Source organism: Streptomyces sp. NPDC006208, assembly GCF_040613775.1.
Lineage (GTDB): Bacteria > Actinomycetota > Actinomycetes > Streptomycetales > Streptomycetaceae > Streptomyces.
Genome location: NZ_JBEXSW010000003.1, coordinates 52,669 through 66,344 on the forward strand (window position 1 = coordinate 52,669; position 13,676 = coordinate 66,344).

General features: G+C 70.5%; 12 protein-coding genes. 7 read left to right on the plus strand and 5 right to left on the minus strand.

Features of this window, described 5'->3' with window-relative positions; genetic code table 11:
• Window positions 1-45: 45 nt before the first annotated feature.
• Both ABZ208_RS02915 and ABZ208_RS02920 read left to right on the plus strand, forming a co-directional pair.
• The gene (locus ABZ208_RS02915) at window positions 46-1,842 is read left to right on the plus strand and encodes a gamma-glutamyltransferase (protein ID WP_356907796.1); all 1,797 of its coding nucleotides are present in this window, start codon (window positions 46-48) and stop codon (window positions 1,840-1,842) included.
• A 107-nt stretch (window positions 1,843-1,949) separates the two neighbouring features.
• A complete protein-coding gene (locus ABZ208_RS02920; RefSeq protein WP_328394465.1) occupies window positions 1,950-2,768 on the plus strand; it encodes an inositol monophosphatase family protein in 819 nt (272 codons plus the stop codon).
• Between the two features lie 58 nt (window positions 2,769-2,826).
• Here ABZ208_RS02920 and ABZ208_RS02925 read toward each other — a convergent pair whose 3' ends face one another.
• The gene (locus ABZ208_RS02925; RefSeq protein WP_356907950.1) at window positions 2,827-3,600 is read right to left on the minus strand and encodes a nucleotidyltransferase domain-containing protein; all 774 of its coding nucleotides are present in this window, start codon (window positions 3,598-3,600) and stop codon (window positions 2,827-2,829) included.
• 131 nt (window positions 3,601-3,731) lie between these two features.
• Here ABZ208_RS02925 and ABZ208_RS02930 point away from each other — a divergent pair, with 131 nt between their 5' ends.
• Entirely contained in the window at window positions 3,732-5,147 is a 1,416-nt protein-coding gene (locus ABZ208_RS02930; protein ID WP_356907797.1) for an NAD(P)/FAD-dependent oxidoreductase, read from the plus strand.
• Between the two features lie 775 nt (window positions 5,148-5,922).
• Here the strand turns inward: ABZ208_RS02930 and ABZ208_RS02935 are convergent.
• Genes ABZ208_RS02935 through ABZ208_RS02950 form a run of 4 tightly spaced genes read right to left on the minus strand, consistent with a single transcriptional unit; the run spans window position 5,923 to window position 8,992 of the window.
• Complete coding sequence (locus tag ABZ208_RS02935; protein ID WP_356907798.1) at window positions 5,923-6,909, minus strand: LLM class flavin-dependent oxidoreductase; 987 nt, start codon at window positions 6,907-6,909, stop codon at window positions 5,923-5,925.
• A 30-nt stretch (window positions 6,910-6,939) separates the two neighbouring features.
• A complete protein-coding gene (locus ABZ208_RS02940) occupies window positions 6,940-7,428 on the minus strand; it encodes a hypothetical protein (RefSeq protein ID WP_356907799.1) in 489 nt (162 codons plus the stop codon).
• Window positions 7,425-8,567, minus strand: coding sequence for a hypothetical protein (locus ABZ208_RS02945; protein ID WP_356907800.1), 1,143 nt, complete (start codon window positions 8,565-8,567; stop codon window positions 7,425-7,427). Before ABZ208_RS02945 ends, ABZ208_RS02940 begins: the two co-directional genes overlap by 4 nt.
• On the minus strand, window positions 8,567-8,992 hold the full coding sequence (locus tag ABZ208_RS02950) for a hypothetical protein (protein ID WP_356907801.1): 426 nt from the start codon (window positions 8,990-8,992) through the stop codon (window positions 8,567-8,569). Before ABZ208_RS02950 ends, ABZ208_RS02945 begins: the two co-directional genes overlap by 1 nt.
• Before the next feature lie 330 nt (window positions 8,993-9,322).
• On the opposite strand from ABZ208_RS02950, the gene ABZ208_RS02955 reads away from it, so the two are divergent.
• The 4 genes from ABZ208_RS02955 (at window position 9,323) to ABZ208_RS02970 (ending at window position 13,668) form a co-directional block, all read left to right on the plus strand.
• Entirely contained in the window at window positions 9,323-9,973 is a 651-nt protein-coding gene (locus ABZ208_RS02955) for a GntR family transcriptional regulator (protein ID WP_356907802.1), read from the plus strand.
• The gene (locus ABZ208_RS02960; protein ID WP_356907803.1) at window positions 9,970-10,881 is read left to right on the plus strand and encodes a dihydrodipicolinate synthase family protein; all 912 of its coding nucleotides are present in this window, start codon (window positions 9,970-9,972) and stop codon (window positions 10,879-10,881) included. Before ABZ208_RS02955 ends, ABZ208_RS02960 begins: the two co-directional genes overlap by 4 nt.
• Complete coding sequence (gene araD, locus ABZ208_RS02965) at window positions 10,878-12,602, plus strand: L-arabinonate dehydratase (RefSeq protein ID WP_356907804.1); 1,725 nt, start codon at window positions 10,878-10,880, stop codon at window positions 12,600-12,602. Before ABZ208_RS02960 ends, araD begins: the two co-directional genes overlap by 4 nt.
• 115 nt (window positions 12,603-12,717) lie before the next feature.
• On the plus strand, window positions 12,718-13,668 hold the full coding sequence (locus tag ABZ208_RS02970) for a sugar ABC transporter permease (protein ID WP_356907805.1): 951 nt from the start codon (window positions 12,718-12,720) through the stop codon (window positions 13,666-13,668).
• The last annotated feature ends 8 nt before the right edge of the window (window positions 13,669-13,676 follow it).

Consider the following 13,676-nt stretch of genomic DNA (forward strand, 5'->3'; position numbering starts at 1 on the left):
CGGCGTACCGTCGGTCGGACCCCGCCGCACCAAGGAGCCGCCACGTTGTTCACCACCCGGCCGACCCTCCAGGGCACCTTCGGCATGGTGTCCTCCACCCACTGGCTGGCCTCGCAGTCCGCGATGGCCGTGCTCGAGGACGGCGGGAACGCCTTCGACGCCGCCGTCGCCGCCGGATTCGTCCTTCATGTGGTCGAGCCGCACCTCAACGGGCCCGCGGGCGAGGTCCCGGTCATCCTCGCCCCCGCGGGCGGCGAGGTGCGTGTCCTGTGCGGGCAGGGCGTCGCGCCCGCCGGCGCGGCCATCGGCCACTACCGCTCACTCGGGCTCGATCTCGTGCCCGGAACCGGACCGCTGGCCGCGGCCGTGCCCGGGGCGTTCGACGCGTGGATGGTGCTGCTGCGCGACCACGGCACCAGGACGCTCGCCCAGGTGCTGAGGTACGCCATCGGGTACGCGGAGGACGGCCATGCGCCGGTCGAGCGGGTCGGGCAGACCGTGGAGCAGGTGCGGCAGCTGTTCGAGACGGAGTGGACGACGTCCGCCGACGTCTATCTGCCCGGCGGAAAGGCCCCGCGGCCGGGCCGGCTGCTGCGCAACCCCGCGCTGGCCGCGACCTGGCGGCGGCTGATCGAGGAGGCCGGCGCGGGCGGGCGGACCGAGCAGATCGAGCGGGCGCGGACTATCTGGCGGGAGGGCTTCGTCGCCGAGGCGCTGGTACGGCAGTCCGCCGTGCCGACCATGGACACCAGCGGCACCCGGCACACCGGCACGCTCACGAGGGCGGACCTGGCCGGCTGGTCCGCCTCGTACGAGGATCCGGTGACCTACGACTGGAACGGCTGGACCCTGTGCAAGGCAGGCGCCTGGAGCCAGGGGCCCGCCTTCCTCCAGCAGCTGGCGCTGCTGCCGTCCGAGCTCCCTGCCTACGGGTCCGCCGACTACGTCCACCTGCTGATCGAGGGCTGCAAGCTCGCCATGGCCGACCGTGAGGCCTGGTACGGCGACGCCGCCGACGTACCCGTGGCCGCGCTGCTGTCGGAGCCGTACAACGCCGTGCGCCGTGCGCTGATCGAGGAGAGGGCGTCGTACGATCTCCGGCCCGGCAGTCCCGAGGGGCGGACACCCGCTCTCAGCGCGCACGCCACCGCCGTCGCGGCCGGGAAGCCCGGATTCGACGTGATGGGTCCCCCGGCTCCCGGTGCCGGCGAGCCGACCGTCGCCGACGACGGTGCGACCCGTGGCGACACGTGTCACCTGGATGTCGTCGACCGCTGGGGCAACATGGTCGCGGCCACGCCGAGCGGCGGCTGGCTGCAGTCCAACCCGGTCGTGCCCGAGCTGGGTTTCCCTCTCGGCACGAGGCTGCAGATGGCGTGGCTCGACCCCGGTCTGCCGAACTCGCTCACCCCGGGGCGCCGCCCGCGGACCACCCTCTCGCCGTCGCTCGCGCTGCGGGACGGAATACCGTGCATGGCGTTCGGCACGCCCGGCGGCGATCAGCAGGACCAGTGGCAGGTGCACTTCTTTCTGGCCGTGGCCCTGCGTGACCGGGTACGGGGCGGGCTCGACCTGCAGGGCGCCGTCGACGCACCGGGCTGGCACAACGACGCCTTCCCCGGCTCCTTCCACCCGAGGGGCATGCGGCCCGGGTCGGTGACCGTCGAGTCGCGGATGGACCCGGAGGTGGTCGACGGGCTGCGGCGACGGGGCCATGACATCACCGTCGGGGAGGCCTGGGCGGAGGGCCGGATGTGTGTGGTCTCCAGGGATCCCGCGACGGGGATCGTGTCGGCCGCGGCGAACCCGCGCGGCATGCAGGGTTATGCGGTAGGCCGCTGAACGGACATCGCGTGTTCATGTGGTCGTACCCTGGCGGCCGTCCGGCGTCCATCGGCCGGTCGCCGGGCGTCGGCGGGGATGTCAGTCGGCCGTGCTTAGCTGGACACATGATCGATGAGTTTCTGACCGGTGATCTCTCCGACGTCGAGGAGGCGGTCCGCAAGGCGGCCGCCGCCGAGATCACGCCGCGCTTCCGCCAGCTCGCCGCGCACGAGATCGTCGAGAAGAGCGGGCCGCACGATCTGGTGACGATCGCGGACCGCAGCGCCGAGGAGCACCTGACCGCCTCGCTGACCGCCCTGCTGCCCGGCTCGGTCGTGGTCGGCGAGGAGGCCGTGCACGCGGACCCCGCTGTGTACGAGGCCCTGCACGGCGACGCGCCCGTGTGGATCGTCGACCCCGTGGACGGCACCCGCCAGTTCGTGCACGGCGACCCCGCGTTCTGCACCCTGGTCGCGCTCGCGGTGCGCGGCGAGGTGCTCGCCTCCTGGACGTACGCACCCGTGCTGGACGAGATGGCGACGGCGGTGCGGGGCGCGGGAGCCATGCTCAACGGCGCACCGATACGGGCGGGTTCCCCCATCCCGGGCGCGGTGCTCGAAGTGGCCATGTCCCATCCGGACTACACGACGCCGGACCAGAAGCGCGCGCTGCTCGGCCTCGCGGTGCCCTCGGTGCACGCCCGGCCGTGCGGCTCCGCCGGCCTGGAGTATCTGGATGTGGCCCGCGGCGACCTGGACGGCGTTGCCTTCTCCTGGGAGCACGCCTGGGACCACGCCGCCGGCCTGCTGCTGGTGACGGAGGCGGGCGGCGCGCATCTGACACTCGCGGGGGAGTTGTTCCGTATCGGCGGCGGCAATGTCCTGCCGTTCACGGCCGCCCGCGACGAGGCGACGGCCCACCGGATACGGGACCTGCTCACCTGAGGGCGGCCCGCGCCGCGTGGATCAGGTGAGGCTGCCGGATCGGGTGAGGCTGCGGGGATCAGGTGAGCCGGGCCCTCGTCTCACGGACCAGTTCGCCCGCCGACTCCACCGCGGCCGGATCCAGAGCGGTGAGGGCGGCTGTCACGCGTGCCGTGAAGTCCTCCGGGACACCGGGGAACGCGGCGGCAGCCGCCAGCGCGCCCTTCTCGTTGAGGCACCACACCCGGTGGTGCGCATGCAGCGACTGCACGAGCACACCGAAGGCCCGCGACAGACACAGCGCCACATGCAGCGCATCCCCGGACCCGGCCGACTTGCGCGCCGCCGCGACCGAGAACTCCGCCTCCCACGCCGCATGCACCAGCGTCTCGCGCAATGGCTCCGGATACCGCTGTGTCGCGTCCCGAAGCACCGTCAACTCGCCGTGCGGGTCGGCCAGTACGCGGCAGATCGCCACCTCCCCGGCGTACGCGGGCGACCAGAAGCCCAGCGGATGGCCCGCCTGCACCCCCGTCTCGTACCGCCCCGCCCGGCACTCGGACCAGACCCGCTCCACCCGGTCCAGGTCCCGCAGGATCCAGTCCACCGCCGCACCGTCGACCGACAGCCACGCGCCGCCGTCGACCCATGGACCCCAGCCGCCGGGGCCGGCGACCTCCACCCGCTCACCGGTCAGCTCCGACGCCAGCGCGGCGAGCGCGGGGACATCGACCTCACCCCGGTAGTAGAGGCCCAGATCCCAGTCCGAACCGGGGCGGTGCGCCCCTCGCGCCCGGCTGCCGCCGAGCGCGACCGCGCGCACGCCGCGCACTTCGGTGAGCCATTGCGCCATGTCATCGATCGCGTCCTGCAACGCGCTGTTCAGCCTGTTGTCCATCGCGCCGGACAGTACCCCGCCTCCCGCTGCCGGCGCCGCGGAATATCCTGGGACTCTTGGCCATCGGCTGACAAAGGAGTCCGAAGGTGCCGTCGATGTTCGATGCCGTCGTCGTGGGGGCGGGACCCAACGGACTGACCGCCGCGGTCGAACTGGCCAGGCGCGGCTTTTCGGTCGCGGTCTACGAGGCCATGGACACGGTCGGCGGTGGCGCGCGGACCGAGGAACTGACTCTCCCCGGCTTCCGCCACGACCCGTGCTCCGCCGTCCACCCGCTCGGCATCGGCTCGCCGGCCTTCAGGGCGATGCCGCTGGCCCGTCACGGCCTGGAGTGGCTCCACCCCGAACTGCCCCTCGCCCACCCGTTCCCGGACGGCGGCGCCGCCGTGCTCAGCCGCTCGGTCGGCGAGAGCGCCATGTCGCTCGGTGCCGGGGACGCGGGCGCGTACCGACGGCTCGTCGCCCCCTACCTCGGCCACTGGGACACCCTCGCGGCGGACTTCCTGCGCACGCCCTGGGACGGGCTGCCCCGCGATCCGTACCGCATGGTCCGTTTCGGACTGACCGCGCTGCAGCCTGCGACCTGGCTCACGCGACGGTTCACCGGCGAGCGGGCCCGCGCCCTGCTCACCGGCCTCGCCGCCCATGCCATCGCCCCCACCGGCGGCCTCGCCACCGGCGGCATCGCCCTGATGTTCGCCCTTGCCGCGCATGAGGTGGGCTGGCCCGTGCCGCGCGGCGGATCGCAGGCGATCAGTGATGCCCTGGCCGCCTATCTGCGCGAACAGGGCGGCGTGATCCACACGAACACACCGGTGAAGCGCCTGGACGAGCTGCCCCCGGCCCGCGCGTACGTCTTCGACACCTCGCCCACCGCACTCGCCCGGATCGCCGGGCTGGGCGATGCGTACGGGCACTACCGCTACGGCCCGTCCGCGTTCAAGGTCGACTACGCCCTGTCGGGGCCCGTGCCCTGGACCTCGAAGGAGGCCCGTGCGGCGGGGACGGTGCACATCGGAGCCACCGCGGGCGAGATCGAGGCGGCACTCGACGCGGCGGTCAGCGGCCGCGACCCCGACGTCCCCTTCCTGATCACCGCCCAGCCCAGTCTGCTCGACCCGACCAGGGCACCGGCCGGCAAGCACGTGCTGTGGGCGTACGGCCATGTGCCGTCGGGCTGGGACGGCGACGCCACCGAGGTCGTCGAGCGTCAACTGGAGCGCTTCGCACCGGGGTTCCGCGACCTGGTGCTGGCCCGGGCGGTCGCCGGACCGCCTCAACTGGCCGCGCGCAACGCCAATTACGTGGGCGGCGACATCGCCTGCGGTGCCTTCGCCGGGCTGCAGACGGTGCTGCGCCCCAAACTCGCCCGGGTTCCGTACGCGACCGCTCACCCGGCCGTCTTCCTGTGCTCGTCGGCGACCCCGCCGGGCCCGGGTGTGCACGGCATGTCGGGCCACCATGCCGCGAAGGCGGTGTGGCGCAGACTGCGCGCACGCTAGCCGCGCGGTCGGGAGGGCATGTGGCCAGGCCATGGCGCCGGTACAGAGCTTCGGGCAAGGGCGGCGTCGACGGGTCTGATCCGGGGAAGTGGAACCGTCTCAGGCTGTGCGCCTCCAGATCTCCTTCCAACGCTCGGCCCTGGCGGCAAGAACAGTCCGGTCGGTCTCAGTCGGCTGTGAGCCGGTGCTCACGCCGCATCGTGCGCACAGCTGGTACAGGTGGTAACCGCTTCTCCAGCGAGTCGTCCCTGCGTCGCTCCCGCATGCCCGGCACGTCGAGGACGCCGCCACCGTTGGGACCATGGAACGCACGATGCGTTCCACCACGGTCCGGAGTGGCTCGGTGGGGTGGTGCTCAGGGTTGGGGCAGTAGGCGAGGCTGCCTTCTGAACCGCGCCCCCGGTCTCGCCAGCTGCCGTCTGCTTTGGGATGGCGATGTCCCTCAGCCTTCTCCCGTCGGCGGCGCGCCATGAATGCGGCCTCATCCGCCAGCCAGAGCCGACGGGCCGCATGGAGCTCCTCGACTGCGCGGACCAACGATGCCGGGTCGGTTCCCAGGTCGACCGGGATCCGGGCGCTGCGGCACAGGTGATGGTAGGTCGCGCGGAAGCCGTACGGACTGAAGCTCACCACGCACGTGCGGAAAGCGGCATGCCGGGCCCGCACCGAGAGACTCGTGTCATGGACGCGCCGACGATGCGTTTCAAAGCTGGTCATCGAGTGAGGCTATGGGCCAACTGATCGACGCGCATCCGACTGTCCGTGGTGGGGGCGGCTATGACGTCGCCGGCAGCATGATGTGCTGCGTGACGAGTTCGTACGACCTCAAGCGGTCGGCCAGCGCGTAGACGGGCGTCACCAGCATGAGTTCGTCCGCCCCGGTCACGGCCACCAGGTCCATCAGCCGCTTCGCAACGGTCTCCGGTGAGCCGTGTGCCTGTTGGGCGCGGAAGCTCGCCAGCGCCTGCACGTCTTCTGCGGCGAACGAGTGGGCGGCGGCCTCTTCGGGCGTGGGGAAGGGGATGTCGCCCCGTCCCTTGAGAAGCCCAGCCTTGACGACGTCCATCGGGCCTGCGAGCCACGCCGCCTCCTTCTGCGTCTCGGCGCACACCGTTTCCACGCAGATCAGCACACGGGGGCGGTCGCACCAGCGGGAAGGAGAAAAGTGCTTCCGGTAGTGATCGAGCGCAGGGAGGGTGTTGTCAGGACGAATGTGATGGGCGAAGGCGATCGGTAGGCCAAGTTCCGCAGCGAGCGCGGCACCGGCCGTGCTCGAGGACAGCAGCCATAGCTCCGGGAACGGGCCGAGCGCGACCTCGTCCACCAAGAAACGCAGAGTCGCTGACACATCGCTTTGGTATTCGTCGTCCGTTGTCGGTCCGGCCCCACGCCGCAGGGCCCGCGCCGTCGACTCGTCGAAGGTACCCGGGCCACGGCCGATTCCCAGGTCGATACGGCCCCCGTGCAGTGCGGCCAGCGTGCCGAACTGCTCCGCCAGCATGATCGGCGCGTGGTTCGGAGCGAGAACGCCCCCGGAACCGACACGGATGGACGACGTCAACGCGGCAGCGTGGGCGGTCAGGACGACGGGCGGGAACGCTCCGATGGCCGGAGAGTGGTGATGCTCGGCGTACCACAGTCGCAGGTAACCGAGGTCCTCCAGGCGGCGGGCGAACTCGGTGGTGTCTCGTAACGTGTCGGCTGGTCGAGAGTCCGTTTGGACCATGGCCACTTCGAGCGCGCCGAGCGGAATGGTGATCATCCGATCAGTATAGGAAGCGTCCATCGGCGTTCACGAGGTCAGTTTGAAGACCCGGCACACATCCGGGTCCCCGAGCCGCGCGAAGAGCACGGTGTGCCCCTCCTCCTTGCCGACCTGGAGTTCGGTGACCGTCGCGCCGCGGGCGCTGGTGTCGAGGTCGTCGAAGGTGAGCCCGATCTCGCCGTCCTCTCCCGGGGGGTTCACCAGCTTCCAGACCCCGCCGCCGTCGAACGAGGGGCCGTCCTCCGTCAGGATCTCGGGGCCGTCCTCCTTGGGCCAGTGCTTCACGGAGAACCTGACCGACGTGCCGCCGTCAGCGGTCAGGTCGAGGCGTGCTCCGTGCGGGCCGGTGTAACTCCCGTACAGATCGGCCTGACTGACCTCCGCCGAAGGGGCCGGTCCGCACCCGGCCGTGTCGGTGGAGCATCCCGTGGACAGCGAGAGGACCGCGGCGACGGCGACCAGCCCGAGGGCAGGGGCGGACGGCCTCGTCCGGCCGCCGGTGCGTGCGGCGCTCACTGGCTCTTCCCGGGGATGCGCTCGGTCCAGGTGACCGTCTGGTCCACGGCGCTCGTCACCGGGCCGTCGGCGATCTCCGCGTACTTCAGCCAGTCGTAGTAGCCGATGAAGTGGAGTGCCGACTCGGAGCTGGTGGTGTTGTCCAGGGTGTACTGCACCACCAGGGACCCGTCCGGGTCGGTGCCCTGGACCTCGTACTTGACGTTGTACGAGCCCATGAAGGCCTCACCGAGGTGCTTGGGATCACCGGTGACGATGGCCGGCAGGTCCTCGGTGATGAGTTTCTTGGCCGCGCCGACCTTCCCCATTTCGGAGATGGAGAAGGCTGCGTCCCCTGTTGTGCTGCCCGTCGCCTCCCACTGCTCCACCGTCTGCCGCCGGATGTCCTTCATGCTCTCCATGGACTGGAGCAGTTCGACCATCTTGTCGCCGTTGGTGAAGTCCTGATGCCGGGGTCCCAAGCCGGTCGCATAGTCCAGGCCCAGGTCGTACGGGCTGTCGTCGTTCCGGTCCGGATAGGGATCCTTGCCGTCGAGGACGCGCTGATACGCGTTGTACTCGTCGGCGCTGATCCGGTTCGTGGAGTCGATCGAGTCGTGCTGCGGCTTGCTGTTGAACCAGGCGCCGATCCCCACGTCGGACATCAGCGTCATGGAGAGATTCTGGTCCGCGGTGATACCCCGGCGGCAGATCTCGACTATCTCCTTCTGGGCGGCCTCGACGTAGTAGGCGCTCTGGGTGCGCTGGCCCATCGGGATGTAGTGCTCCGCGGTGATGTACCCGGAGACCGTGCCCGCGTGGTCCACGGCCAGCCCCTTGTCCAGCGCCCGCTGCACGGCGTTCTGGAGATCGCGCCGAATGATCTTGAGGTCGGCGACGGCGTCGTCGAGGACACCGGACAGCGCTTTGGCCACCTTGGTGGCCGCCGTCAGCTGCCGCGCGATGTCGTCGATCAGGGTCCAGGCGAACGGGGCCGCCGCGCCTTCCCAGTACCCCTTGTCCCGCAGGGGCCCCAGAACCTCGTCGGTCATTCGCTTCGGCAACTTCTCCGTCTTGGTGTGTGCCTCGCGCCACTTGTCCGCGAGATCGTCCAGTACGGAGAAGTCGGTGTCGAGCAGTTCGCGGTAGAAGGCAGGCATTACTTCAGCCCTCGCAGTGCGCTGAACTGCTGCTCGATCCCCTGGTCCGTACCCGTGTACGTGTGGGAAGCGCCGCGCAGACTCTCCGCGATCCGCGTGAGCCACCCCTCGGCGGCCTTGACCTGCTGCTCCCAGTTCTTCAGGGACGTCTTCAGCGCCTCGCTGCTGTCCCATCCCGCCAGCTCACGCGCGGCCTTGGTGGCCGGGGCGTGCACGGCCGTGGCGGGGCCGTGGAAGGCGTCGAACACCTCGTCGGCGACACCGGCCGCCTTCTTGAGCACGCCCTCCGCGATGGCCAGCCTGGGCCCGATGCCTGGTGGGGCGGCGCCCAGCAGTGGCGGGTCCAAAGGCCCCCGGGCGCCCGGCGGGAGGGGCAGATACGGCAGCGGTTCGTCGCCGCCCTTGCCGGCCGCTTCCTTACTCATGTGGTGCTGCTCCTTCATCCGGTACGGACGCCCCCGTCGGCAGATCCTTCACAGAGGCTAACCCGGACGGACACGTGCGTACGGCCCGGGGGTTCACGCCCGGTACCGACGACCTGCGTGAAGCCTTGTGTGACGCCGACTGCCGGGTCACCGGACCGCAAAGCGTCCGCCGGACGCCGCTGCCGTGCGGCCGGCCGCACGAGAAGCGGTCCGATGCCGTGACGAATCCTGCGTGAAGCATTGACGCGACATCAACACCCCCTTAGCTTTCGTCGCGTTGCACTTCGTACGTCATATATGAGACGCCATACGCGAGATCTGAGAGAACTCATGGCCTTCGCCCCCAGTCCGATCCCGTCCCGCACCCAGTACGTCCTGGAGGCGATCAAGCACGGCATCCTCACCGGTGCCCTCAGCCCGGGCCAGGCCCTGGTCGAGACCGAACTGGCCGCCCAGTTCGGGGTGTCGAAGACCCCGGTGCGTGAAGCACTCAAGACGCTGGCCGGCACCGGTCTGGTGGTGATGAGCCAGTACAAGGGCGTCACCGTGCGGATGGTCGACGCGGACATGGCCCGCGAGGTCTACGACGTCCGCCTGCTGCTGGAACCCGAGGCGCTGCGCCGCTCGATCACCCGCCGTGCCTCGCTGGAGGACGCGCAGGCGGCACTGGTGCGCGCCGACGAGGCGGTCGACCAGGCCGAGCGGTCCTTGGCGAACCGCGAGTTCCACCGGGCGCTGTACGTCCCGTGCGGCAATCCGCTGCTGGCCCGGATGCTCGACGAGGTGCGCGACCAGGCCGCTCTCGTGTCCACCGTGGCCTGGGCGGCCGATCCCTCGTGGCAGCGGGAGGCCGGTGAGCACCGCGAGATCCTTCGGCTCGCCCTGGCAGGCGACGCCCAGGGCGCGGCCCTGGCCCTCCACTCCCATATCGCCTCCTTCGTCCACCGCGCGTTCCCCGGGACCGAGGAGGACCCCGCATGAGCACCCCTGACTTCGCCGTCATGCGGGGCGCGTTGGCCGATGTCGTGGCGATCCCCGTCACTCCGTTCACGGACGAGGACACCGTCGACACCGACGCGCACCGCCTCCTGGTGCGCCGCCTCGTCGACGGCGGCGTGCGCACACTCACCCCGAACGGCAACACCGGTGAGTACTACGCACTCGCCCCCGAGGAGCGGCGCGCGGTCACGGAGCTGACGGTCGACGAGGCGGCCGGTGAGGCGGCGATCCTGGTCGGGGTGGGCCTCGATGTGCCGACCGCCGTCGCCTCCGCACAGCACGCCCGGGACACCGGCGCCTCGATGGTGATGGTGCATCAGCCCGTCCACCCCTATGTCTCCCAGGGCGGCTGGGTGGACTACCACCGGTCGATCGCCGAAGCCGTTCCCGAGCTGGGAGTCGTGCCGTACATCCGCGAACCGCGGCTGCACGGCGAGCGCATGGCCGAGCTCGGGGAGCTGTGCCCCAATGTCATCGGCGTGAAGTACGCCGTGCCGGACGCCGCGCGTTTCGCCTCCTTCGCGCGGGACGCGGGGCTGGACCGGTTCGTCTGGATCGCGGGCCTCGCAGAGCTGTACGCGCCCTCGTACTTCGCGGGCGGTGCCACCGGCTTCACCTCGGGCCTGGTCAACATCGCCCCGTCCGTCTCTCTGGAGATGCTGACGGCCCTGCGCGCCGGGGACTACCCGGCCGCGATGAAGGTCTGGGAGCGGATCCGCCCGCTCGAGGACCTGCGCGCCGCCCACCGGTCCGCCGACAACGTCTCGGTGGTCAAGGAGGCACTGGCCGGACTCGGTCTGTGCCGGCGCGACATCCGCCCCCCGAGCCGCGCGCTGCCGCACATGCACCGGTCGGCAGTTTCCGCGCTCGTGGCCGGGTGGGGCATATGACTCCGCGATCCGGTCGGCTGCGCAGCCACCACTGGTACGGCACGGACGGACTGCGGTCCTTCTCGCACCGGGCGAGGACCCGGCAACTGGGCTACCTCCCCGAGGAGCACCTCGGCAAGCCGGTCATCGCGGTGCTCAACACCTGGTCCGACATCAACCCCTGCCACGTCCATCTGCGGGACCGCGCCCAAGCCGTCAAGCGTGGGGTGTGGCAGGCCGGCGGATTCCCGCTGGAGTTCCCCGTCTCGACCCTGTCCGAGACCTTCCAGAAGCCGACCCCGATGCTCTACCGCAACCTGCTTGCGATGGAGACCGAGGAACTGCTGCGTTCGTATCCGGTGGACGGCGCGGTGCTGCTGGGCGGCTGCGACAAGTCGACGCCGGCGCTGCTGATGGGCGCGGCCAGCGCCGATCTGCCCGCGGTGTTCGTGCCCGCCGGGCCGATGCTGCCGGGCCACTGGCGCAACGAGGTCCTCGGCTCCGGCACGGACATGTGGAAGTACTGGGACGACAAGCGGGCCGGACTCATCGGCGACTGCGAGATGAGTGAGCTGGAGAGCGGTCTGGCCCGGTCCCCCGGCACCTGTATGACGATGGGCACGGCTTCTACGCTGACGGCCGCCGCCGAGGCCCTGGGCGTCACCGTTCCCGGTGCTTCGTCCGTCCCGGCGGTCGACTCCGGCCACGACCGGATGGCCGCGGCGTCCGGGCTGCGCATCGTCGAACTGGTGCGCCAGGACCTGAGACTGTCGAAGATCCTCACCCGCGAGGCCTTCGAGGACGCGGTCACGACCGTGCTCGGGCTCGGCGGTTCCACCAACGCGGTCATCCATCTGATCGCCATGGCCGGCCGGGCCGGGGTGAAGCTGTGCCTCGACGACTTCGACCGGATCGCCCGTACGGTGCCCGTGCTCGCCAACGTCCGCCCCGGCGGCGGTCCTTATCTGATGGAGGACTTCCACTTCGCGGGCGGGCTGCCCGGCTTCCTCTCCCGGATCAAGGACCTGATCCATCTGGACCGGCCGACGGTCTCCCACGCCAGCATGCGCGAACAGCTCGAAGGGGCACGGGTCCACAACGACGACGTGATCCGTACCCGGGACAATCCCGTCGCCGACCAGGGCGGAGTCGCCGTGCTGCGGGGCAATCTGTGCCCGGACGGTGCGGTCATCAAGCACATCGCCGCCGACCCGAAGCTGCTCAAGCACACCGGCCCCGCCATGGTCTTCCCCGACTACCGCACCATGCAGCGAACCATCGACGACCCGGCGCTCGGCATCACCGCCGACCATGTGCTCGTGCTCCAGGGCGCGGGGCCCAAGGGCGGCCCGGGGATGCCCGAGTACGGGATGCTGCCCATCCCCGACCACCTGCTGAAGGCAGGCGTCAGGGACATGGTCCGGATCTCCGACGCCCGGATGAGCGGCACCAGCTACGGCACGTGTGTGCTGCACATCGCGCCTGAGTCGTACGTCGGCGGCCCGCTCGCCCTCGTGCGCACCGGGGACCCGATCACCCTCGACGTCGAGTCCCGCTCGCTCCATCTCGACGTGGCCGACGAGGAGTTGGAGCGCCGCCGGGCCGAGTGGACCCCGCCGCCGCCGCGCTACGGGCGCGGCTACGGGGCGCTGTACACCGAACAGATCACTCAGGCCGACACCGGCTGCGACTTCGCCTTCCTGGCCAGGCCCGGCCAGGTGCCCGACCCGTACGCGGGCTGAGAGCGCCCCTCCCGCTCCGGATCCCTCCGCTCGTCGCTCCTTCCACGCCCGACCACGCGCGATGTCTCGAACAGCGCCTTCGATGCGCTTCCACTGCCTGAACGGAGAAGCAGTCATGGCCTCTGCTGTGGCGCAGAAATCGCCCGGGGCACCGCCCCGGCGGCCCAGGGCGCCCGGTCGCCGTACGGGAACGGCACCGCGCCGTCTGCCGTATCTGCTGATCGCTCCTGCCGGACTGCTGATGCTGGGCTTCATCGCCTACCCGGTGCTCAGCGTCTTCTACTACAGCCTGCAGAACTACAACCCCACCAAGCCGTGGCGGAACGGCTTCGCGGGTCTGTCGAACTTCGGCACCGTCGTCACGCAGGACCCGCACTTCTGGAACACGCTGGCCTTCAGCCTCAAGTGGGTCGTCGTCGAGGTGGGCCTGCAGCTGCTGTTCGGGCTGGCGCTCGCGCTGATCGTCAACCAGACCTTCGCGGGCCGGGCGCTCGGCCGGGCCCTGGTCTTCTCACCGTGGGCCGTGTCGGGTGTGCTGACCTCCGCGATCTGGGTGCTGCTCTACAACTCCCAGACGGGTGTCACCCGCTACCTCGCTGACCTGGGCATCGGCGAGTACGGGACATCCTGGCTGTCGGACACCGCCACGGTCTTCCCCGCGGTGATCGTCGCCGACCTGTGGCGCGGGGTCCCCTTCTTCGCGATCCTCATCCTCGCCGACCTCCAGTCCGTGCCGAAGGACCTGTACGAGGCGGCCGGGGTGGACGGGGCGGGCCGGCTGCGGCAGTTCGTGCACATCACGCTGCCGCACCTGAAGGACGCGATCATCCTCTCGACGCTGCTGCGCGCGGTGTGGGAGTTCAACAACGTCGATCTGCTCTACACCCTGACCGGCGGCGGTCCGGCCGGCGAGACCACCACGCTGCCTCTGTACATCGCCAACACCAGCGTCGACGCGCACAACTTCGGCTATGCGTCGGCCCTGACCACGGTGGCGTTCGTGATTCTCCTCTTCTTCTCGATGGTCTATCTGCGCCTGAGCAAGTTCGGAGGCGAGAGCAAGTGATCACTCAG